The organism is Deltaproteobacteria bacterium (assembly GCA_017302835.1).
Classification (GTDB): Bacteria; Bdellovibrionota; Bdellovibrionia; order Bdellovibrionales; family Bdellovibrionaceae; genus UBA2316.
In genome coordinates this window covers 17684-39378 of record JAFLCC010000018.1, presented here as the reverse complement: position 1 = coordinate 39378, position 21695 = coordinate 17684, and the positions used below count along the sequence as shown (strand labels likewise).

20 protein-coding genes are annotated in these 21695 nt (G+C 36.3%); 15 read left to right on the top strand and 5 right to left on the bottom strand.

Annotated features, from left to right (window positions below):
* Positions 1 to 26 precede the first annotated feature (26 nt).
* The 7 genes from J0M15_14740 (at position 27) to J0M15_14710 (ending at position 7974) form a co-directional block, all read left to right on the top strand.
* Positions 27 to 1298: a DUF814 domain-containing protein gene (locus J0M15_14740; protein ID MBN8538308.1), complete on the top strand. Its 1272-nt coding sequence runs from the start codon at positions 27 to 29 to the stop codon at positions 1296 to 1298.
* 113 nt (positions 1299 to 1411) lie between these two features.
* Positions 1412 to 2347 carry an ATP-binding cassette domain-containing protein gene (locus J0M15_14735; protein ID MBN8538307.1) on the top strand — a complete coding sequence of 312 codons (936 nt, stop codon included), beginning with the start codon at positions 1412 to 1414 and terminating at the stop codon, positions 2345 to 2347.
* Between the two features lies 1 nt (position 2348).
* Positions 2349 to 3119: an ABC transporter permease subunit gene (locus J0M15_14730; GenBank protein MBN8538306.1), complete on the top strand. Its 771-nt coding sequence runs from the start codon at positions 2349 to 2351 to the stop codon at positions 3117 to 3119.
* A gap of 2 nt (positions 3120 to 3121) precedes the next feature.
* Positions 3122 to 4642: a GldG family protein gene (locus J0M15_14725; GenBank protein ID MBN8538305.1), complete on the top strand. Its 1521-nt coding sequence runs from the start codon at positions 3122 to 3124 to the stop codon at positions 4640 to 4642.
* 12 nt (positions 4643 to 4654) lie between these two features.
* Positions 4655 to 6097: a DUF4340 domain-containing protein gene (locus tag J0M15_14720; protein MBN8538304.1), complete on the top strand. Its 1443-nt coding sequence runs from the start codon at positions 4655 to 4657 to the stop codon at positions 6095 to 6097.
* 9 nt (positions 6098 to 6106) lie between these two features.
* Positions 6107 to 7114 carry a galactokinase gene (locus J0M15_14715; GenBank protein MBN8538303.1) on the top strand — a complete coding sequence of 336 codons (1008 nt, stop codon included), beginning with the start codon at positions 6107 to 6109 and terminating at the stop codon, positions 7112 to 7114.
* 53 nt (positions 7115 to 7167) lie between these two features.
* A complete protein-coding gene (locus J0M15_14710) occupies positions 7168 to 7974 on the top strand; it encodes a DUF429 domain-containing protein (GenBank protein MBN8538302.1) in 807 nt (268 codons plus the stop codon).
* Positions 7975 to 8035: 61 nt separating this feature from the next.
* Here the strand turns inward: J0M15_14710 and J0M15_14705 are convergent, their stop codons facing one another.
* The 3 genes from J0M15_14705 to J0M15_14695 are packed head-to-tail and all read right to left on the bottom strand — an operon-like array spanning position 8036 to position 10513.
* Complete coding sequence (locus J0M15_14705) at positions 8036 to 8578, bottom strand: DUF3015 family protein (protein ID MBN8538301.1); 543 nt, start codon at positions 8576 to 8578, stop codon at positions 8036 to 8038.
* Complete coding sequence (locus J0M15_14700; protein ID MBN8538300.1) at positions 8547 to 9731, bottom strand: hypothetical protein; 1185 nt, start codon at positions 9729 to 9731, stop codon at positions 8547 to 8549. The genes J0M15_14705 and J0M15_14700 overlap by 32 nt, the downstream gene beginning before the upstream one ends.
* The gene (locus J0M15_14695; GenBank protein ID MBN8538299.1) at positions 9728 to 10513 is read right to left on the bottom strand and encodes a hypothetical protein; all 786 of its coding nucleotides are present in this window, start codon (positions 10511 to 10513) and stop codon (positions 9728 to 9730) included. Before J0M15_14695 ends, J0M15_14700 begins: the two co-directional genes overlap by 4 nt.
* 213 nt (positions 10514 to 10726) lie before the next feature.
* Between J0M15_14695 and J0M15_14690 the strand changes: the two genes are divergently transcribed.
* Entirely contained in the window at positions 10727 to 11773 is a 1047-nt protein-coding gene (locus J0M15_14690; GenBank protein MBN8538298.1) for a hypothetical protein, read from the top strand.
* 146 nt (positions 11774 to 11919) lie between these two features.
* Here the strand turns inward: J0M15_14690 and J0M15_14685 are convergent, their stop codons facing one another.
* Positions 11920 to 12705, bottom strand: coding sequence for an AgmX/PglI C-terminal domain-containing protein (locus J0M15_14685; protein MBN8538297.1), 786 nt, complete (start codon positions 12703 to 12705; stop codon positions 11920 to 11922).
* Between the two features lie 18 nt (positions 12706 to 12723).
* Positions 12724 to 13167 (bottom strand): preprotein translocase subunit SecG, encoded by a 444-nt coding sequence (secG, locus tag J0M15_14680; GenBank protein MBN8538296.1) that lies wholly within the window; start codon positions 13165 to 13167, stop codon positions 12724 to 12726.
* Between the two features lie 122 nt (positions 13168 to 13289).
* Between secG and tmk the strand changes: the two genes are divergently transcribed.
* From tmk to J0M15_14645, 7 genes are all read left to right on the top strand, one after another.
* On the top strand, positions 13290 to 13925 hold the full coding sequence (gene tmk, locus J0M15_14675; protein ID MBN8538295.1) for a dTMP kinase: 636 nt from the start codon (positions 13290 to 13292) through the stop codon (positions 13923 to 13925).
* Positions 13913 to 14938 (top strand): AAA family ATPase, encoded by a 1026-nt coding sequence (locus tag J0M15_14670; protein ID MBN8538294.1) that lies wholly within the window; start codon positions 13913 to 13915, stop codon positions 14936 to 14938. The genes tmk and J0M15_14670 overlap by 13 nt, the downstream gene beginning before the upstream one ends.
* 24 nt (positions 14939 to 14962) lie before the next feature.
* Positions 14963 to 15766 carry a TatD family hydrolase gene (locus J0M15_14665; protein MBN8538293.1) on the top strand — a complete coding sequence of 268 codons (804 nt, stop codon included), beginning with the start codon at positions 14963 to 14965 and terminating at the stop codon, positions 15764 to 15766.
* Positions 15763 to 17484, top strand: coding sequence for a peptide ABC transporter substrate-binding protein (locus J0M15_14660; GenBank protein ID MBN8538292.1), 1722 nt, complete (start codon positions 15763 to 15765; stop codon positions 17482 to 17484). Before J0M15_14665 ends, J0M15_14660 begins: the two co-directional genes overlap by 4 nt.
* 27 nt (positions 17485 to 17511) lie before the next feature.
* The gene (locus tag J0M15_14655; GenBank protein ID MBN8538291.1) at positions 17512 to 19296 is read left to right on the top strand and encodes a peptide ABC transporter substrate-binding protein; all 1785 of its coding nucleotides are present in this window, start codon (positions 17512 to 17514) and stop codon (positions 19294 to 19296) included.
* Between the two features lie 157 nt (positions 19297 to 19453).
* Complete coding sequence (gap, locus tag J0M15_14650; GenBank protein ID MBN8538290.1) at positions 19454 to 20461, top strand: type I glyceraldehyde-3-phosphate dehydrogenase; 1008 nt, start codon at positions 19454 to 19456, stop codon at positions 20459 to 20461.
* A gap of 42 nt (positions 20462 to 20503) precedes the next feature.
* Positions 20504 to 21685, top strand: coding sequence for a phosphoglycerate kinase (locus J0M15_14645; GenBank protein MBN8538289.1), 1182 nt, complete (start codon positions 20504 to 20506; stop codon positions 21683 to 21685).
* Positions 21686 to 21695: the final 10 nt, after the last annotated feature.

Sequence of the window (21695 nt, the reverse complement as noted above, 5' to 3'; positions counted from 1 at the left end):
AACTGGATAGATGTATAGTCTAGAAAATGAAGTCAATTAATTTCCAAGAGTTTCATCATATTATTGAATATTTGAAGTCCAAAATTATTTCAGCTCAGCTGCAAGAAGTGTATCCCTTTGAAAGGGGCTTGGTTCTTGGATTATATCTGCATAAATCTTTTTGGTTGGTTATAGATTTATCTCCATCGCCGATGTTGTTACTTTATGAAACAAATAAGCAACCAGTCGTTAAAAGTCAAAAGCCTAGACCGGTGACCTTATTTATCAATTCGAATCTAAAAAATCGTCCCCTTGTGGAGATAGAATACCAACCAGAATGGGGACGTCGAGCTTTATTTTATTTTTCTCATTTGGAATCTAAACATCAAATAGAAGTTATTCTTATTCCCAATAACGCTAATTTAATTGTTACCGCAGAGGAGAAAAAAATCTCTTGGATAAAACCTCAAAATCGAGATTTTTCTGCAATTGAGAAGATGACAGAAGCCGAGGAATTCAGATCTCACCAAGTTCTCAAAGAAGAATGGGAAGCGCAATTCTCATCCAAAAATGCGGCAATTCGTGATGAAAAGAAATTATGGGAAGTAAAAAATCTTAAAAATATAACAAAAAAACAAGGTGCCATTGAAAAAATTTTGGCGACCTTGGAAGATAACAAAGAAGAGACCTATTATAAAATAGGAGAGTTCCTAAAATACAATTCTTTAGAAAATTTGCCCTTTGAATGGCTAGAATATGTAGATAAATCTAAAACCAAAGATTGGAATAGAGAAACTGTTTTTAATAAAGCCAAGGGTTATGAACAGAAAAGATCAGGGGCCATCCAGCGTATTGAAAAATTGAAGGAAGAAATTAAGAACTTACAAAATACAAGTTTTGAAGAAAATCAAAAGCTGACGAAACATAAAATTTCTCCTGTACAATCTGCGACGATGGCCTTAAGAAAATTAGAATTGAGCCAGCAGGCTATTGCCTACATGGGGAAAAATGCACAATCCAATATGGAATTATTAAAAAAATCCCAGGCATGGGATTTATGGTTTCATCTAAGGGATTTTCCAAGCGCCCACGTTATTGTAAGAAGAAATAAAAATTATAAGTTATCAAATGATGAAATCGTTAAGGTTATTGAATGGATGGTGTCTGAATATAGCAAATCAAAGATCGAAAAATCGAATGGATCCTTCGATGTAGTTTATACAGAATGTCGCTATGTTAAGCCTATTAAAGGTGATAGACTGGGACGAGTTCAGTTCGCTAATGAACAAAATTTCTTATGGAAAAACCCCCGGTTTTAAAAAAAATAAGACTTAAATGACTAGTTCTTGACTTCAAAACAAACTCTCAAGAGAATATTTTTCGCAGGTGTTTGCCTGCGAATTTATTTATATTGTTTCATAGGAAGGTGAAAATGATAGAAGTCAAAGAACTCTGTAAAGAGTATGGAAATCTAAAAGCCATTGAAAATGTCACTTTCTCAATAAAAAAAGGTGATGTGGTTGGCTTTTTAGGTCCCAATGGAGCTGGAAAATCAACCACAATGAAGATCATCACTGGCTTTATGGCCCCTTCAAGTGGATCCGCATCTATTGCGGGTTTTGATGTTTTTGAAAACCCTATTGAAGTTAAAAAAAGAATTGGGTATTTGCCAGAAATACCCCCAGTATACTCTGATATGTTTGTCAGGGACTATTTAAAATACGTAGCCAAGCTTAAACAAGTGGATAAAACTAAAATAAATTCCTTTGTCGATCGTGCCATTGAAAAAACTAATTTAAATGCTGTTTCGACCAGATTGATTCATAATTTATCAAAAGGGTTCAAGCAAAGAGTGGGAATAGCGCAAGCTATAGTTTCAGATCCTGAAGTGTTAATATTGGATGAACCTACAGTGGGTTTGGATCCCAAACAGGTTGCCGAAATCAGAGATTTGATAAAAGAACTTAAGGGCCAACATACAATTATTTTGTCTACGCATATTCTACCTGAAGTTCAAGCGACCTGCGAAAGGGTTGTCATTATAAATAAGGGAAAAATTGTGGCTCAAGATACAATTCAAAACCTTTCCAGCTTAGAAAAAGGCCAAGGTCGTGTATTTGTCAAGTTGAGGAAGGAAATTCAGGATTTAGGATCTCTCTTAAAAGATGTAGCTGGCGTTCTTGATGTGGATTCCGGGGCTAATAAAAAAGAATGGAAAATTGGATACAAAGGGGATGATGAAATCATTGATCAATTATCTTCTAAGATTGTTTCTAATGGACTTGGATTAATCGAGTTAAGTCCAAGCAAGGTAGATTTAGAAGATGTTTTCTTGAAGCTTACCTATGGTTCAGAGAAAGGAATATAAAATGTCGAATATGCTTACCATCGCTATGAAGGAGTTTAAAAGCTTTACCAAAAATCCCACTTTTTATATTATGATGACATTTGTTACCTTAATATTAAGTGCTCTTTTTACCATGCAGTTGCAGAGGTTTTTCCAAATGGGAGCTATGTCGATGATGCAGCCTGGGGCTGCAGGGCAGGCGAATATTCATTACACTGTCTTTTTAAATCATTTGCAGATACTCAATTTGATTTTAATTTTTATCGTTCCCGCCATCACCATGAGGTTGTTTTCAGAAGAAAAAAAATTGCGGACTTTTGATTTGCTGCTGACTTGTCCTTTAAAGTCTTTTGAAATTGTTGTTGGAAAATACCTTGGGGCTTTGATGGCCCTATTTGTGATTTTTTTCATTGCCTTCCTATACCCTTTGGGAACGGTTTTATTTGCAAAGTTGAATTGGGCCCCTTTACTTATCGCTTTTTTCGGTATTTATTTAATTTCGGCAGTTTATGCAGCAATGAACTTATTTTGTTCGAGTTTATCGGAAAGCATTTTGATTTCCTACGTGACTTCGGCTCTTCTGAACATTGCTGTTTGGTTTATCTCACAAGCTGTTGAATTTGCTGATACCCAATGGGTCAGGGATATTTTAGAACATATTTCTCTTAGCTTTCATATATCGGGATTGATTGAAGGAACTATTAGAACCAATTCGTTAATTTATTTTTTTAGTACAATTGGATTATTTTTGTTTTTAAATGAGAGAGTCGTTGAATCTCATCGTTGGAGGTAATCATGAGTAAATTAGGTCAATTAGGATTGTTATTCGCAGGTATCACTCTGGCGGCATTTGCTGTCACTCGTTTTTTTATCAGAGAATGGTACCCTTTCTATTGGGTGCTTCTTGGATTAATTGGAGTTTTTCTTGGTCTTTCTATTTTAGTAGATAGAAAATTCTATAAAGAGTTTTTTTCAATGAAAACCACAAAAAATGGAATGAACATGGGGGTGATGATCATTCTGGTTTTTGTTTTGCTTTTTGTTGTGAACTTTCTGGGCGCAAGGAATGTAAAGACTTTTGATTTCTCTCAAGCGCAAAGGAATTCTTTGTCGGAACAGAGCTTGAAAATCATCAAAACATTAACAGAAGAGCTAAAAGTTAGATTTTTTTATGCCCAAAAACAAGATGGGAATGAAGAAAATAGAAAGGCCTTTCGGGAACTTATAAGAAAATATCAGGACAACACGAATAAGATTAATCTAGAGTTTGTCGAAGTGAATGAAAGACCTGACTTGGCAGAAGCCTATGGAGTTAAACAAGGTAAAGGGATAGTCTTTCTTGAATATAAAGGGAAAAAACAAAGTATTGAAAAAATAGACGAGCAAGACATCACCCAGGCACTTATCCGTGTGATGAGTGATAAGTCTAAGAAGATCTATTTTTCTGAGGGCCACGCTGAGTATTCCTTGTCTGATTCTCAAGGAGCAAAGGGCCTTGGAAGATTAAAGACTGTATTGGAAGGCAAGAATTATGAAGTCAAAACCTTCGCCCTTTCACAGACGGGAAAAGTTCCAGAAGATGCTGATGTTTTAGCTATTATCGGTCCAATGCAAGGTTTCTTAGAGCATGAATTGAAAGCCCTTACTGATTTTGTGGCAAAAGGTGGAAATTTGATTCTGGCTCTGGAACAGAAAAATAATACCGGTCTTGATAAATGGTTAACATCCTATGGTCTTGAAATGGAAAATAACTACCTTATCAGCGTCGCAGATTCTCCCTTGCCAAAAGGAATTACCTTTGCTTTTCAATACTCTTCGCAAAGCGAAATCACCAAGCTTTTTGCAAAAAATCAGGTTTCACTTTTCTTGCTTCCACAAGCGGTTAAAAAATTAGGACAAGCGCCCTCAACGATCGCCTATGATGATCTAGTAAAAGTGGGTCCGGCCGTATCGTTAGAAAGTTTATCTGCAAAGAAACCAAGTGCTGAGGGTAATTTTACTTCAGTTATTTTTGCTAAAGGAAAATTAAGTTCGTCTGATAAACATGATTTTCAAATGGTTGTTTTCGGAGATGCAGATATTTTTAATAATGAGCTCATTGATGCCAATATGAACAAAGATCTCGTGGCTAATTCCTTTTCTCAATTAGCTAAAGATGAAAATCAAATCAGCATCAGCCCTAAGGAACTGAGTAAAACAGAACTAGATCCTTCACAGGCTAAGCAGGCTTTGTTTTATTTTGGAATCATTATTCCCTTACCATTAATCATGTTGATCACATCAATTGTTATTTGGTTCAGACGAAGAAACGCTTAAAAGGAGTTTTAAATGAGAAACAAAGGAACATGGATATTATTTTTAGTAGTCGTGTTGCTTTCTGCCTATGCCTACTTAGGAGAATATAAAGGAAAAGAAAAAGAAAAAGTAGTCAAAGAAGAACAGTCTAAAATTTTCAAAGATTTAAAACCGGAACAGATTAATTATATTCTTATCGAAGGGGATAAAGAAAAAATTTCTTTATCCCGTACTTCTGAAGGTTGGAAGATGGCAGAACCCGTGCAGGACATGGGGGATAGTGAGGGAGTTGAGTCTTGGTTAAAACAACTTGTTGAGGAAAAAACTATTTCAACGGCGGTGGAAGGAAAAGACATTCAGTGGCAATTTTTTGGATTTGATAAGAAAGCTGCCAAATTAACACTTTCTACCACGGCTGGGGCCAGTGCCTCTGTGGAAGTGTCGGATAAAAAGAATTTTGAAAATAATTCATTTCTGCGAATTCCAGGCCAGAGCAAAGTCTTTGTTGCAAGCTCTTCCTGGTCCGGGCACATTGGAAAAAAATCATTTGATCTGAGAAATAAAAAAATTTTTAGACATCAGATTTCAAATGTTCAAAGTGTGGTGATTAAAAATAAAAAAGATAAATTTAGCTTTGTAAATAAAGAGGCTAAATGGTTGAGTCCTGAAAAATCAAATTGGATTTTGGATCAAAATAAAGTCCGTGAATCAATTTCTAAACTCAATGAGACTATGGCCCAAGCTATCTTGGTTGAGTCTTCGGAAGTCCCAAGCCAAAAAAGTAAGTACAATTTGACAAAGCCTGAAATTCAAATTGAGGTGAATTTATTGGATAAAAAATGGACAGCCTCTCTGGTGAAAGATAAGGACAATTCTTTTATCATGTTAATTAATGATCCGTTTTTGATTGTTAAAGTAGATAATTCTTTTGGAAAAAAATTTGAGTCTGTTCAATTAAATGAATACAGAGATACCAAACTTCCTTTTTTGGCATTAGATAAAACCAAAGTGAAAAATATCGATTTTGAAACTTCTTTAAAAAAATCGAGTTTTGTGGAAAATAATGGAAAATGGGAATTAACTAAAGAGGATTCCAAGATCGAGGTTCAGCAGGAAACAGTTAAAGGCATGATGGATAAAATTAAAGATTTAAATGTTCTTAATTACATTAATGATGCTGAATTTAAAAAAACGAAATTATCCCACAAAATACAGTTTTTGGATCAAGATAAAAAAACAGTATTTGAGCTGACGATGTCTGACTCCATTAAGAAGAAAGTGGCTGATTTAGACAAAAATGTGAGGATTGCAAGAACAAATCTTTTTAATGAACCTTTTATCATTGAAGATCTTGAAATCGACAAATTGCAATTGAACGAAATGACAAAGATGAAAGAAAAAGTTCTAGAAAAGACTCCAGAAAAAATACAAGATAAGTTACCAGGGACTAGCAGTGAAACCTTACCGAAGAAATAAAATATGTCTTTGAATCAAGTGATTATTAAATCGCCAACAAGGGTTGATCTTGCTGGTGGAACCCTTGATATGTGGCCTCTGTATTCCTTTTTGGGGGGTGCCGTCACCGTAAATGTGGCCGTAGATATTTTTTCGGAAGTTGAATTGATTCCAAACTTAAAAGGCAATGTGGACCATGAGTTAATCACTATTGATTCATTGGACTTAAATTATCATAAAACGTTTAAAAATAAAGATGATCTTCTTAAGTCTGATGATAAGGAACTCTGTTTTTATAAACCTCTGATCTCTTTTTTTACTTTCGAACGGGGTTTTAAATTAAAAACTAAATCCCAAAGCCCGGTTGGTGCTGGCCTCGGTGGTAGTTCTAGTTTGTTAATTTCATGTTTGAAGGCTTTTTATAAAATGACAAAGCGTCAGATGCCATCAGCCCATGAGATGGTCTTCTTGGCCCATAATTTAGAGGCTCAGATATTAACAACTCCAACGGGAACCCAGGATTATTATCCTGCAATGAGCGGTGGGTTAAATATTTTAACTTATCATCCAACTGGCATTGAGCAAAAAATCATATCTACAGAGAATACGCCGCTAAAAAAACATTTTTTATTGGTGCATACGGGAAAAAGTCATCATTCAGGAATTAATAATTTTGAAGTCTTAAAAGCTGCTGTAAGAAAAGATAAAGAGACATTAATGACATTGTCAGCTCTCAAAGAGGTGGCCAGTGAAATGGCCTTGGTTTGTGAAAAGAATCGATGGAGTGAAATTCCAAGGCTATTTGATTTAGAATATAAGTTTAGAATTCAGTTAACTAGTGCTTTTTCAAGTCCAGAAATAATTAAGTTGAAAGAAATAGCCATGAAAAATGGCGAGCAATCTATTAAAATTTGCGGTGCGGGTGGCGGAGGTTGTGTTCTGATCTGGACAGAGGAATCAACCAGAAGTAGCATTATTAATGAATGTCAAAAACAAGGCTACCAAATATTGAATTCTCTTCCCGTGGATCCGATTTAGACTCGGATAAGGGATTTACTTTATCTAAAGGAACTGACCCCGTTCATCGCTTTATGGGCTTATCCTTGGCCGGAGGTAAAACAGATAAGGCCTGTCTCGCCATTGTGGAGTATTACCCTCGTTATCATAAGATATTTTTAACTAAAATTTTTGATAAAATTAAAAATGAGGACACGGTCTCTGCAGATCAAAGAATTATTCAACTTGTTAATGACTATAAAGCATTTACTGAATATTTTGCGGTGGATGTTCCTTGGAATTTACCTTTATGTTTAAATTGTAAATTAAAGTGTCCAGGTATGGAAAACTGTCATCAAGAACATATAAAATGGATGAATAAGTTAAATAATAAACGAAATAAAAATAAAAAACCAAAAAAATCGATCACTCCCTACACCCAGCGAGCTGCAGAGCTGTATATTAACCATGAACTTGAAGAGACCTTTGATTTGTCTGCGGCCTTAGGAGCAAATATGGCGCCTTTATTAGCGAGGGCCATCTTTTTAAAGAAAAGAATTCCCATGAATTGGATAGAAGTTTATCCCAAACTTTCGATCTGGCGGTTAGGTAAATCCTTTAATATTAGCAAAAATTATTTAAAATATCACCGTCATTCCATTGATGGAAATGAATCCAGAGAAATTATTCTAGATACTCTCTGTGAAAATAAATTAGCCTTTGTTTATGAACAAGACTTTAAGATCATGATTCAAAACAGCCATGCCTTTGAAGCCTTTATCTGTGCCTTTACTGGGGTTCTTAAGTACTTCAAGTTAACAGAAAAAAAACCTGATGGCTTTCCCAAAAAAGAAAGTTGGCTTGAGATTCCATTGGAAAAAATAAATTGGGAAAAAATTTAGATGGAATAACGCGAGTTCTGAGGGAAAATCTGTAACTGCGAAGAAAGTCTTTAAAAGAAAGCTATTCAAAACATTTCTGATCGTCAGTGAGCAAATTATTTAAGTGGGCCTCAATACCAGCTGACTGCATTTTAGTTTCAACAAATATTTTCTGGTAATTAGTTTTTAAAACATGCCCCACTTCTTTTGGATTGCACTCGAGCATTTGGGATAGAACCTTAATGGTTTCTCCACTCCCACGAGCGGCATCTCTTGAAATACTCAATTTATTGTTTTCGATAAATTCAGGCAAGCTTTCAGCTCGGTTAATCTCTGAGGGGAGGGGTTCGTGACAATTTGAGGTCCCTGATGAAATTCCAAAGGCTTGGGAAGAGGTAATATGGTTTAGAGTCATGGAGAAAAGTTTATTTTCTTTCGGTTCAAAGACCATGGACCCAAAGCCACAACCTGGCATGCCAAATTGACCCTGTCCCATAAGTTGCGGCTTTAAGCCTTGGTTTTTAGTATTTGCAAAGGCAACAGTGGAAAAATTCAATAGATAAAATAATGATAATAATAAAAAGGAATAACTTTTAATTAAAAATAGTTGGCTCATTTTTTTCATCAGAGTCCTCGCCTTCGTGTTTAATTTTAGGAAGAGGACGAAAGAAATCTTTTAATCCTGTGACACTCATTGGGGATGAATTCACAGAGGTAGCCCAAGTCTCTGGAGTTTCCATACAAAGAAAAATATTCCAGTTGGGGCTGTGGTTTTTAAACCGTTTATAAATAAATTGAAACATTTCATTCCTCTGATGCCAATCGTAACGCATTTTTCCAGTATCTGACAAAAACATTTCTGAATTATTGACATAGGAGTCCATTCCGAAACGTTCCTTCATGAGATACCTTTGTTCTGGTTGAAACCTCAAGGTTCCCAACGAAAAAACTTTAATATCTTCTGGCGTGAAATTTTTAATGATTTCATCAACTAAAAAAGCATAGTTTTCCTGCCAGTTCTCATGCCAAATAATGGGATCGATATGAAAGGCTAAGGGAAATCCTTTGTTCTTGCATTTGATAGCCGCACTGATTCTTTCAGAAAAACGAGCCGTCGAGTGTTCTTCTTTCTCAATGATATGGGGTGGATTTATCGACCAACTGACGATAACATTCGGGCAGGGCCCCAAGTCTAAAAACTGATCCACATTATCTGACTTGGTTTTAAACTCAAGGGTCCAGTGTGGAAATTCATTAAAAACAGGTATGAGGTCTCTAGAAAAAAGAGTCAGAGGATCCAGACTCAGGCTATCAATAACCTCTCCAGTTCCCACCCGATAGGGGAGTTTGGGAAACTCTTCCATCATGGATCTGAGTTCTTCAATGGCCTTATCAATATTTGCATAGGCTTTCATTATGGGAGTATTTAGATAGCTTTGTAAATAACAATAACTGCAATTGAAGTTACACTGGGAACCCAGATTCAGAACATAGTAATTGCAACAAGTGATTGTTTTTTTTTGGGTAGCGCCTGGGCATCTTTTGAAAAAATACCCTTTGAAATTGGTAACGAAAAGATTTTTTTTACTCCATTCAAATTGGTCCTTAGATAAATTTCCTTTGTGATCCTTTGTGAAATCAGAAGTAACGATTTCAATTTTATCATTTGGGTAAAGAGAAATAAGCCTTTGGCTTAAACGTGAATCAAGAGTTTCCCTATCAATATAGATTTTATCTAACACTGTATTTAACACTGGATTTGTCACTGGATTTGTCATGGGCATCGCCATTCATTTTGATTTTTTTGTAGAAGCTGGATCACATTTTGTAATTCATCGGAGGAGGAAACAAAAAATTGAATTTGTAACCCGGCACGATCTTGCTTGCGAAGAAATTGTGATTGTACCTTTGAGCCCCAGTTGAGATTTAGTTTTTGAAGGGGGTGTTGCAGAAAGCTCTTAGGATAACGTAACTCCTTAATTTTAATTAAACTGGCATCGGTAATCAAATTTTCAGTGATTTCAGAAATATCCATTTTTAGCATTATTAAATCACAAGCCCATTCTAAAAATTGAAGAGCTTGGCTTTTTGAAAGCGGAGAACTAGATATCGAATGAAGAAGAGAGGCTCTTTCTTTGATTTGCAAATTCAATAGAAAGAGTAAATCCTGAGGTCGAATTTTCTTTTCTGAAATCCAATTCAAAGTTTCGGAAGTCCAGTGAAGTTTAGATTCCCTCATCAGATAAAGAACTTTTTCATTGGGAGGAATATGGTATTTTTTGAATAACTCTTCTTTGTTAATCAATGGAGACAGCGTTGGATTGGAAATAATTTCATAAATATCTAGAAAATCAAGACAAGGAAAAAAATTGAATAGCAATTCAACCCATTTTGAAAACTCAGCTCCTATGCTAAAATTTAAATACTCAGATTGATCTTTATGAATACAAAACCCAAAGCGATTAATTGCTAAGTTGAAATGTTCTAAAATAGAAGATTTATTTCCGCTTAAATAAACAATTCCAGTTAACGCTTCTTTTGATATAAACGACTTTTCCATAATGGATAGGATTTCTAGCATAGCTCTAGCTTAATGTCTAGGAAAGGACCCATGGAATGATCATCTAGATTATCCCATGGGTCCTAAGGACCAAAATAGAATGAGGGCTTCCGAGTTTATTCAGTTTACTCTTTAAGCTCGAATAGAATAAACTTAACCAAAGAACGAAAATAGTAGGAACAATATTTGTAGGCACTTTGCAGTAGGGTTAGAATGGCGGATTGGAGAAAAACAGCAGAGATCAATGGGGATGTGGTATTCTTTAGATACGCTCCAGAGGGAGTAACTAAAGGAATCGAAGAGGTGTTTATTTGGGATCTGGATAAGACTTATTTAGATACTTCGATTGATTCTATTCAGGGCCTTATCAAGACGGTGATGGAAAAGGCCCTAAATAAAAAAAATGTACCTGGAACAGACACCTTATTAAGAAATCTGGCAGAGTTTCGAGCCAAAACAAAAGGAAGTGAATACTTTCCCATATATTTTATCACAGCAAGTCCTCCACAGCTTGAGGATCGAATTACAGAGAAATTGTATATTGATAACATCAATCCTTTGGGTTGTTTTTATAAAGACAATTTGAAGAATATCAAACCTGGTCGTTTTTGGCGCTTAACTAAACAAGTAGGATACAAACTTCAAGCCCTGATGCAGTTAAGAACCCTACTTGGTGAGAATGTAAAACAAATTTGCTGGGGAGATGATAGTGAAAGCGATGCCATTATCTACAATTTATATTCAGATATCTGCGCTAGAAGAATCAGTCCTAATGATATACGAAATATCTTAGAACAGCTCTACGTCACCGGTGATCAGGTCGACGTTATATTAAATTTGCAATCCCAAATTCCAGTTAATGATCCTATTGAAAAAATTTACATTAATTTAGCGACAGATACAGATCCTGAATATTATTTAAAATTTGGTCGTCGAACCTTACCCACCTACAACACGTTTCAAGTGACGCTGGATTTGTATCAACATCAAAAAATCAACTTTGAAGGAATGTCGGAAGTCATGCAAGATATGATTTACAATTACCATTTTACAGTTGAAGAATTAATGAAGAGCTTTGATGACCTCATACGAAGGAGCGTGATCACTGAAGATACTTTTATTGATTTAAAATCTCATTTTGTAGAAAAGGGACTTCTTCATAGCACCTATGCCCCCTCTCATAATAATTTTGATAAGAAATTATTTATCGAAGAACCTTGGGTTCAAGACCATATTGATTACATAAATGAATACAGATAGGGGTTACGCCTATGGCTCAACTCTTCGTTCTCGTCGGTCGGGCTCCCTGCGACTTGGCCTTGCCAAGCCTCAGTCGCCGCCCTCCTGCGGCCTCGATTTGAGCCATAGGCGTAACCCCTTGCAAAGGGACCATCTAGAAATAAATTTTACTCGAAATTTAGTGGGATCACTGTCGAGATCGGCTCGCCTTCAAAGGCTTTGAATTCAATTCTTTTTAGAACCTCAAACAAACAAGATTTAAAATCGGAATCTCTCAGTTGGGAGCTGGCGATATTGGGATTAGAAACTTTACCTGATTTTTCAATGGTGAAAGAAAGGGTTACAGATCCTGAAAGACCAGGGGTTTTTTGTAATAATTTATTATAGCATTGAAGGAACTTATGTTTGTGGTTTTGAATTAAATTGGCAACATAATTCTCTGATAAGTTTTGATCTGACTGAAAGGAGTTAAGAACTTTTTTTTGATCCTCGTAGGAGAGGACTTTATTTTTTTTATAGACTTCCCATTCACGAAGTTGAACTTTGAGCCCCTGAAAAGAAATAAAAATGTGCTCATTGGAACCATAATTTTGAATTTCAATATCTCCTCGATGAAGAATGAGATGTATCATTTCATTTTCTTCATCGACAATCAGTTTGCTGTTATCTAGAAGATGAATTTTCTCTCCCGAGGGAAATTCAATTTCAGCCTTAGAGGACTCGGATGTTTCAATAGAATCCAAGGAATTTAAGAAGATTTTTTCAGTAACACTTTTCTTTTTTAGTTTAAATTTTTTTGTAATAAAAACCTCACCAGAAATTTTTTCAAGAGTCGCAATATTTTTTTGTGAGGGCAGTTTTTTTTGGTAACTATTGGTTAACAGATAAGCAACAGTAACGAAGCCTATCCCTAGAGCTAGGAATAAATAAGTGAAAATATTATCTTTAAACATCATCTTTATAGTTAAAGATTATTTTTTATCATTAGCCTCAGGTTGTCCAGAAGTAGTTGGAGTTGCAGGACTAGCTGCTTTAGGAACAGCGTCTGTACCAGAGGCAGGTACCCCAGAAGAAGACGCCCCAGGAGGAGCCGTTTCTGCGGGAACGGCAGGAGTGGATTGAGTCGCTGCAGGCATAGCCGGAGCCGTAAGGGCGGGTGTTCCCAGTTGATCAACCACGCTCTTATTTTGGTGGGCGAGAAAGTAAGTTAAAGCGACACAAGAAATAGCGAAGAAAATCGCCATGTATCGAGTGAGTTTTGAAGCTAAGCTTTGGGCTCCGGTGGCTCCAAGAAGAGAATTTGAACCGCTGCCGCCGATACCAAGTGCCCCACCCCCTTTGGAATCTTGGACTAAAACAAGGGCGCAAAGTGAAATAGCAATGAGAATGTGGACAACAGTTAAAAAACCTATCATATGGATCTCCGATATTGTGTAGCGCCCATATCATCATTTATTGGGAAATTCACAATAAATTACACCGTGCGTTGGTTTAATTTTTGGTTTATTTCAGTATTTTGTATGACACATATAGGGACATGCCATTTATCGTTTTTGAAGGGTTGGATGGTTCTGGGAAAAGCACGCTGATGGGGCTGCTTCTCAAGGAGCTTGATAATCAAAAAATTAATTATGTGACCACCCGGGAACCTGGTGGAACCCCTTTGGGGGATAAACTAAGAGACTTGATTGTGAACAAAGGGGAAACAGCCCCCGTTCCTAGGGCTGAACTGCTTTTGTATGAAGCTTCCAGGGCTCAGCTCATCGAGACTCTTATTGAGCCCAAATTGAAGGAAAAAAATTGGGTTCTTTCTGATCGTTTTTCTGCCAGCTCCATCGCTTTTCAGTGTGGGGGACGATTTTTAGATCGAAAAGATGTCGAGTGGTTGAATCAATTTGCAACCAAGGGACTCGAGCCTGATCTTTATATTTTATTAGATATTTCGGTGGAGGAGTCTAAACAACGCCGACAAAATCGAGCCCTTCAATTTGGACTTGAAGAAGATCGAATTGAGTCTGAGAAAAATGAATTTCATCAAAGAGTTCGTGATGCTTTTTTACAATTAGCAAAGGAAACGCCCGAGCGATGGCTTATTGTTGCAGCCTTTTTAAGCAGTGAAGAGATGTTGAAACAAGTCATGCAAAAGCTGAAAGCGCGAGGATGGCTGGATTAAAAGAAAAAATAACGGGTCATGATCGAGTGTGGAATCGGATGGTTCAAGCTATAGATAGTGAAAACCAATCAGGATCTTTTCTTTTTACAGGCCCTGAAGGCATTGGGAAAAAGAAAGTAGCGATGGCCTTGGCTCAGTATTTTTTGTGTCAGACAGAAAATGGTTGTGGGTTTTGCAATTCTTGTAAGCGGGTGGCGTCTGAATCAAAGACAAAGGAAGGTTCAGAACCTTCAGATTATCTTGGCCATGAAGGGCTGCTTTTTCTTGAACCACAAAATAATATTATAAAAATCGATCAAGCGGAAAGAGTGAAAGAATTCTTAAGACTCAGAGCTTTGTCCAGAAAAAGATTTATTATTATTGATGGGGCTCACAGAATGAATTTATCTTTTGCCAATGCCATTCTTAAAACTCTTGAGGAACCTACGGAAGGGGTTATCTTTATTCTCCTGACTCATTCTCTAAAATCAATATTAACCACCATCAAATCACGATCACGAGTGATTCGATTTCATAGCTTATCTGAAGAGGAGATGAAGAGGGTCACTCAGGAATGGGCCTACACCGCTGAGAACTTTATCTACAGAGGTCAGCTTCATCTTATTAAAAATTTAATGGAAGAGGAAGGGCAAAAAACTTTACAACAGACTTTAAAGTTTATTAAAGAACTTTTCTTAAATCCCCATTTGTTTTCCCAAACAGAGTGGCGGTTTTTTTATAAAGATAAAAGCCAATTTATGGATTTTATGACCTTGGCCCCCTTGGTTTTAAGAGATGTTTTAGTATTAAAACAGGACGTGGATTCTCTTAGTTTGATTTTACCAGATAATAAAAAAGAAATCTTAGAATTAGTTAAAGTTTCGGTTGAAAAAATATTTCTCATTAATGACTTTTTTAGAAAAACAGCAAAGGAAATGGGTTGGAGTCCAGACCCCATTTTTCTCTTAGAAAAATTAATCTGTGATTTGAATCAAAATAAATCTATACCAATCCAAAATAGAGATCATGGGTAGAGATCTTGGATAAAGGAGTGTTTCATGTTAAGTGATCAGGAATTAAGATGGATGGACATGCATGCTCATTTGGACAAGCTCGAAGAGGGGCCAGAAATGGCCATTGAGAAGGCACTTTCTGTAGGGGTGGATCGTATTATCACCATTGGAACCGACCCTCAGGATTTGCCGGTGGTTTTAGAACTTGCTAAAAAATATGCTCCCCATGTCTATTGTACATTGGGAATTCATCCCCATGATGGAGTTTCGTACAGCAAAGAAGTAGGAGAATTCATTCTACGAAATGCCCGCCAAGAGCGAGTCGTGGCCATCGGTGAGATTGGCTTAGATTACTATTACAACCAATCTCCCAAAAATGAACAATTAGAGGCTTTTCGTAGTCAATTAGATTTAGCGAGGCAATTAAAAATGCCTGTCGAAATTCATACCCGCGATGCCGAAGAAGATACGGTCGCGATTTTAAGTGAGTACAAAGATCAAGTTAAGGGTTTGATTCATTGTTTTACCGGCACTCAATGGCTTGCCGATCAGTGTTTAGATTTAGGTTATTTTATTTCTATTTCAGGGGTAGTGACTTTTAAAAATGCCCATGAATTAAAAAAAACAGTGAGCGCGATACCATTGGATCGCTTGCTTATCGAGACGGATTCACCTTTTTTATCTCCGGTACCCATGCGAGGTAAACCCAATACGCCGGCCTACGTCGTTCATACCGCCAAAGTGGTGGCCGAAATAAAAAATATTTCCCTGAAGGAATTGTGTTTACAAACAAGAAAAAATGCAGAGACAATATTCCCCAAACTTAAAGCAGAGTCAGGAGTTTTATGAAATTCATGTTACCGATCCCTTTTAATGGGATAATCAGAACCTTCATTATTCTTATCATCAGAACACTTGTTGTAGGAATCTTATTTTTCAGTCCGTCAATTAAGGCCGTTGGCAATGAAGAGTTAAAGATAGGTGTTGTTTCAGAGTTTGAAACTTTAAATCCAATTCTGAATTCAACTGCGGTAGGAAACTACATGATGTATTTTTCTTATAGGCCTATGGTTTATTTGAACAATGAAAATAAATTTGCTCCGCTTATTGTAAAGAAAATTCCCAATCTAAATGATAAGTCAGTAAAAGTCATTTCCGAAAATAATTTAAAAAAGATCATTACGGAGTGGGAGTTTGTCGACGGAATAAAGTGGGGCGATGGTGTTCCCATAACCTGTAAGGATTTAAAATTTTCTTGGCAAGTAGGACTTAGTAAAAATATCACTTTATCTAGTAGAGATGAATATGAAAACATTGAAACAATCGAATGGGATCCAAAATCCCCCACCAAATGTAGCGTTAAATTTAAGGAAGCGAAATGGGATTTCTTCATAAACATGCCTAGTGTTTTGCCTTCTCACTTGGAAGAGGAAATTTTTAATAAGTTTAGCAAGGAAAAAGAGGGATATGATCGAAATACTTTGTATCAAAAAGACCCAACTAAAAAAGGATTATGGAATGGCCCCTATCGGGTTTCTGAGGTTAAGTTAGGATCCCATATCATTTTGGTGCCCAATGAAAATTTTTATGGGAAAAAACCAAAAATAAAAAAAATAGTGATTCAAATTATTCCTAATTCTGGCACCTTAGAAGCCAATCTGAGATCCAAAAATTTAGATAAAATTTCTCGGATGGGATTAACCATGGACCAGGCCTTGGCCTTTGAAAAAAAGATCAAAAGTGAAAACCTTCCCTATAAGATGATCTTTCAAGATGGGGTGACATACGGTCATATGGATGTCAATTTATCTCATCCCATTTTATCAGATTTAAGCGTGAGAAAAGCCCTTTCCTATGGTTTAAATAAAGAAGAGTTGGTTAAATCTGTATTTGAAGGAAAAGTCACGGTAGCCCACCACCTGATCTCGCCGTTGGATCGATTGTATACCGAAGATAAAAAAATAATTACCATTTATGAATCTGACAAACGAAAAGCCAAAAAATTGTTAGACGAAGCTGGATGGAAATTAGGAGCTGATAATTATCGGTATAAAAATGGGCAAAAGCTGAGCTTTACCTTGGTGACTTCTGCAGGATTAAAAGCAAATGAAACCATACAAGCGATGTTGCAGTCCCAATGGAAACAGATTGGCGTCGATTTAAAATTAAAAACCGAGTTAGCAAGATTTTTATTTTCAGAAATTTTGCCAAAAAGAAAATTTGATATGGCTTTTTTTTCTTGGTCCAGTTTTCCTGAAATTTCATCTAAGGCAGTTTTGCGATCCAACAACATTCCAAATGAAAAAAATACGTGGACAGGCCAAAATTTTACAGGATTTAAAAGTGATAAAGTAGATAAGCTTGTGGATGATTATGAAAGCGAATTTGATTTTGAAAAAAGAAAGAAAATTTCTTATGAAATTTTAAAGGAGTACACAGAACAAATTCCTGTGATCTCCTTGTACTTTCGAGGCGAGTCCGCTGTTATCCCCAAAGATATGAAAAATTTTAAATTAACAGGTCATAAATTTTATGAATCTTTAAATGCAGAAGATTGGGAATTTTAATTTATGACTAGGTCATAAGGTGGTTTTATGAATTTTATCAAGATTATCAAGATTATCAAGATTATCAAGATTATCAAGATTATCAAGATTTCTGACTTTGTTCTTTCAGTAAAAAAAAGTTCGGTGTTTTTTGCCTTTGTGTATCTCTTTTTATTTTTCTATATGGAAAACTCTTTTGCCAAGCATGAAGAGCTTCGTATAGGTGTTAATTCCGAATATGAAACTTTGCATCCCATTCTGTCTTCATCTGCCGTAGCACGGTACATGATTTATTTTTCTTATAGGCCCCTCGTTTATTTGGATGAACAAAGTCAGGTGAGACCTATGATTGTCAAAAAAGTTCCTAGCTTAACAGACAAATCAGCAAGTCTGGTTTTTGAAAAAAGTAATGAAAAGTCACCCAGTAAAAATATTAAAAAATTAGTTGCTACCTGGGAGTTTATTGAAGGTCTTAAATGGGGTGATGGCGTCCCCATAACATGTAAAGATTTAAAATTTGCTTGGCAGTTTGGCTTAAATCCCAATGTTTCATTACCCACCAAAGATGATGTAGATGACATCGAAGATGTGATTTGGAATGAAAAAGAACCAACAAAGTGTCAAGTAAAATACAGGGTAGCTAAATGGGATTTCGTCTTAAGAACACCTTCGCCTCTGCCGGAACATCTTGAAAAGGAAATTTTTCAAAAATTTGGGAGCGAGAAAGAAGGTTATGAACATAATTCTTTGTATCAAAAAAATCCTGCAACTAAGGGATTGTGGAATGGGCCTTATCTTGTTTCAGAGGCCAAGCTGGGTTCCCATATTGTGCTTGTTCCCAATGAAAATTTTTATGGTCCCAAACCTAAAATTAAAAAAATAATTATAAAAATAATTACGAATTCGGGAGTATTGGAGGCCAATCTAAGATCCAAGAATTTAGACATGATATCTCGGATTGGTTTAGATTTTGATCAGGCATTAGCTCTTCGAAGTAAATTAGAAGAAGAGAAGTTGCCCTATCAAATTGTCTTTCAAGACGGTGTGACCTATTACCATTTAGATATTAATTTAGATCACCCTATTTTAAAGGAAATCAAAGTTCGCAAGGCTTTGTCTTTTGGATTAAACAAACAAGAAATACTCAATTCCGTTTTTGAAGGTAAAGCCACTTTAGCGCATCATTTTACCTCTCCACTAGATCGGCTTTATACTGAAGATAAAAAAATCGTTACCTTTTATGAGCCAGACAAACGAAAAGCCAAAGCCTTACTCGAAGAGGCTGGATGGGTGTTAGATCCTGATGGTTATCGATATAAAAAAGGACAAAAACTATCCTTTTCATTGAGTCTAGATGCGGAATCAAAGGTGAATGAAACTTTTGGATCCATCATTCAGGCTCAATGGAAAACCCTTGGTGTCGATTTACAAGTGAAGTCAGAAGTGGCTCGGTTTTTATTTACCGAAGTGATTCCTAAGCGCAAATTTGATTTAGCCATGTTTGCCTGGATTAGCTTTCCTGAAAACTCTCAAAAAGCAGTGATGAGTTCAAAAAATATTCCTTCTGAAAAAAATACATGGACTGGGCAAAATTTTACTGGCTATATAAATTCCCAGGCAGACAAGTTTGCCGATGGCTATGAGTACGAGCTTGACCCACAAAAAAGAAAACATATAAATGATGAATTAATTAAGTTGTACACCCGGGATATCCCTGTGCTTCCTTTGTATTTTCGAAGTGAAAATGCAGTGATACCTAAAAACATGAAAAATTTTAAATTAACAGGTCATCTTTATTTTGAGTCCCTCAAAGCTGAAGAATGGGAATGGTAAAAAATCCATGCGGCACACAGAGTCAACACACGAGAAGTTTACTTCTATGATTGAGGAAATGCAGGTTTTGTATTATGAAACCTTCTGAGTTGTATAAATTAAACTTATAAATGAAGAACAACAAAACAAAAACGAAGATAATTAACAAGGAGTCCGTATGTCTAAGAAAATCAAAGTAGGTATTAATGGTTTTGGTCGAATAGGAAGAGTCTTATTTAGAGTCGGTTTTGAAGAATTGGATATTGTAGCCGTTAACTCGTTGGACAATATTGAATGCGCAGCCCATTTATTACAATACGATTCAACCCATGGAAAATTTAAAGCTGAAGTTACTCATAATGAAAAAGATTTTTTTGTAAATGGCAAACAGGTCAAATACTTTTCTCAAAAAAATCCTGCAGAAATTCCATGGAAAGACTTGGGAGTGGATGTAGTTCTTGAGTGCACAGGTGTTTTAAAAGGAAGAGATGATTATCAGAAACACATTCAGGCTGGTGCCAAAAAAGTGTTTATCTCTGCCCCTGCAGATGGTGTTGATTTAACGGTTGTGTATGGAGTGAATCATGCAGATTACAATCCCGTAAAACATCAATTTCTATCCAATGCTTCTTGCACGACAAATTGTTTAGCCCCTTTAGCTAAAGTACTTAATGATACATTTAAGATTGAAAATGGAACCATGACAACCATTCACTCATACACCAATGATCAACGAATTCTAGACACAAATCATAAAGATTTAAGGAGAGCTAGATCTGCGGGTATTAGCATGATTCCGACAACCACCGGTGCCGCTAAGGCCGTAGGTTTGGTGTTGCCAGAACTTAAAGGGAAAATTGATGGTATGGCAGTTCGTGTTCCAACTCCCAATGTGAGTGTTGTGGATTTTACTTTTTTAACACAAAATACAATGACTGTGGATACGATCAATGAAGCTTTACGAAAAGCCGCAAAAACAAATTTAAAAAATGTCTTATACTGTGAAGAACAAGAACTCGTTTCTGTTGATTTCAATGGAAATACTCATTCTTCAATTGTAGATATGCAAAGCACAATGGTGGTTTCGCCAAAAATGGGCAAAGTACTTTCTTGGTATGATAACGAGACCGGATTTTCACAAAGAATGGTCGATTTCGTAAAATACATGGCTGAAAAAGGTTTATAAGAATTTTTTTAGAAAGGTGATCTTGTGTCCGGATTAAAAGGAATAAAAACAGTTCGTGATTTTGAATTTCAAGATAAAGTTGTTTTTTTAAGATTGGATCTGAATGTGCCTTTGGATAAGGGCACTATCACTGATGAAAATCGAATCAATGCGACTTTAGAAACTATTAAATATATTCAGGGAAAAGGTGGAAAGTTAGTTTTAGCTTCTCACCTTGGGAGACCCAAATCTGAAAAAGATAAGGAGTTTTCTTTAGAGCCTGTGGCAAAGAGGCTTTCCGAAAAATTAAATATGGAAGTCATCCTTGTTGAGGATCCTAAAGCCACGGCAGTAAAGCAATTGTTACATACTTTAAGAAAAGATCAGATGATTCTTCTAGAGAATGTGCGATTTGAACCAGGCGAAACAAAAGATTCTGAAGAGTTTGCTCAAAGAATTGCTTCCTATACAGATATTTATATTAACGATGCTTTTGGCGCTTCTCATCGTGCCCATGCAACAATTCATGCTTTACCCAAACTCATTCCCCAAAGAGGGATTGGTTTTCTGATTGAAAAAGAAATCAATATGCTTGACCAGCTATTAGAAAATCCAAAGAGACCCTATGTGGCTGTTTTAGGTGGCTCAAAGGTATCAGATAAGATTGCGGTGATTGAAAAATTGATGGAAGTTGTGGATGCTTTTATTATCGGTGGAGCGATGGCTTACACTTTTTTAAAAGCTCAGGGACAGCCAGTTGGAAAGTCCTTAGTTGAAAACGATAAACTCAAGTATGCGAAAGAGATGATTGAAAGGATCGAAGCGAGGAATAAAACCATTTTATTGCCAGTAGATCATTTAGTGACAACCTCTATTTCAAATACGACGGATGCCAAAATTTCCAAAACCATTGGCGAAAATGAGTTGGGAGTGGATATCGGCCCAGAATCTTTAAAAAAATTCAATACCTTGATTGCTGAAGCAGGAACGGTTTTTTGGAACGGTCCCATGGGTGTTTTTGAAACCCCTGCCTTTTCTAAAGGAACCTTTGGCTTGGCCAAAGCTATTGCCGAATCCAAGGCTGTTAAAATTGTAGGAGGTGGAGACAGTGCTTCCGCTGCGGAAATGAGTGGTTATGCTGACAAGATGACTCACATTTCTACAGGTGGTGGAGCCAGTCTTGAGTACTTACAAGGTGATAAGCTTCCAGGACTTGAAGTTCTGCGATTTAAAATCAGAAATTGAGAATTTGAGA

Excerpts from the sequence above, each read along its gene's own strand:
- J0M15_14740 (MBN8538308.1), top strand. The coding sequence starts at position 27 with ATGAAGTCAATTAATTTCCAAGAGTTTCATCATATTATTGAATATTTG.
- J0M15_14735 (MBN8538307.1), top strand. The coding sequence starts at position 1,412 with ATGATAGAAGTCAAAGAACTCTGTAAAGAGTATGGAAATCTAAAAGCC.
- J0M15_14730 (MBN8538306.1), top strand. The coding sequence starts at position 2,349 with ATGTCGAATATGCTTACCATCGCTATGAAGGAGTTTAAAAGCTTTACC.
- J0M15_14725 (MBN8538305.1), top strand. The coding sequence starts at position 3,122 with ATGAGTAAATTAGGTCAATTAGGATTGTTATTCGCAGGTATCACTCTG.
- J0M15_14720 (MBN8538304.1), top strand. The coding sequence starts at position 4,655 with ATGAGAAACAAAGGAACATGGATATTATTTTTAGTAGTCGTGTTGCTT.
- J0M15_14710 (MBN8538302.1), top strand. The coding sequence starts at position 7,168 with ATGGGCTTATCCTTGGCCGGAGGTAAAACAGATAAGGCCTGTCTCGCC.
- J0M15_14705 (MBN8538301.1), bottom strand. The coding sequence starts at position 8,578 with ATGAAAAAAATGAGCCAACTATTTTTAATTAAAAGTTATTCCTTTTTA.
- J0M15_14700 (MBN8538300.1), bottom strand. The coding sequence starts at position 9,731 with ATGACAAATCCAGTGACAAATCCAGTGTTAAATACAGTGTTAGATAAA.
- J0M15_14695 (MBN8538299.1), bottom strand. The coding sequence starts at position 10,513 with ATGGAAAAGTCGTTTATATCAAAAGAAGCGTTAACTGGAATTGTTTAT.
- J0M15_14690 (MBN8538298.1), top strand. The coding sequence starts at position 10,727 with ATGGCGGATTGGAGAAAAACAGCAGAGATCAATGGGGATGTGGTATTC.
- J0M15_14685 (MBN8538297.1), bottom strand. The coding sequence starts at position 12,705 with ATGTTTAAAGATAATATTTTCACTTATTTATTCCTAGCTCTAGGGATA.
- secG (MBN8538296.1), bottom strand. The coding sequence starts at position 13,167 with ATGATAGGTTTTTTAACTGTTGTCCACATTCTCATTGCTATTTCACTT.
- tmk (MBN8538295.1), top strand. The coding sequence starts at position 13,290 with ATGCCATTTATCGTTTTTGAAGGGTTGGATGGTTCTGGGAAAAGCACG.
- J0M15_14670 (MBN8538294.1), top strand. The coding sequence starts at position 13,913 with ATGGCTGGATTAAAAGAAAAAATAACGGGTCATGATCGAGTGTGGAAT.
- J0M15_14665 (MBN8538293.1), top strand. The coding sequence starts at position 14,963 with ATGTTAAGTGATCAGGAATTAAGATGGATGGACATGCATGCTCATTTG.
- J0M15_14660 (MBN8538292.1), top strand. The coding sequence starts at position 15,763 with ATGAAATTCATGTTACCGATCCCTTTTAATGGGATAATCAGAACCTTC.
- J0M15_14655 (MBN8538291.1), top strand. The coding sequence starts at position 17,512 with ATGAATTTTATCAAGATTATCAAGATTATCAAGATTATCAAGATTATC.
- gap (MBN8538290.1), top strand. The coding sequence starts at position 19,454 with ATGTCTAAGAAAATCAAAGTAGGTATTAATGGTTTTGGTCGAATAGGA.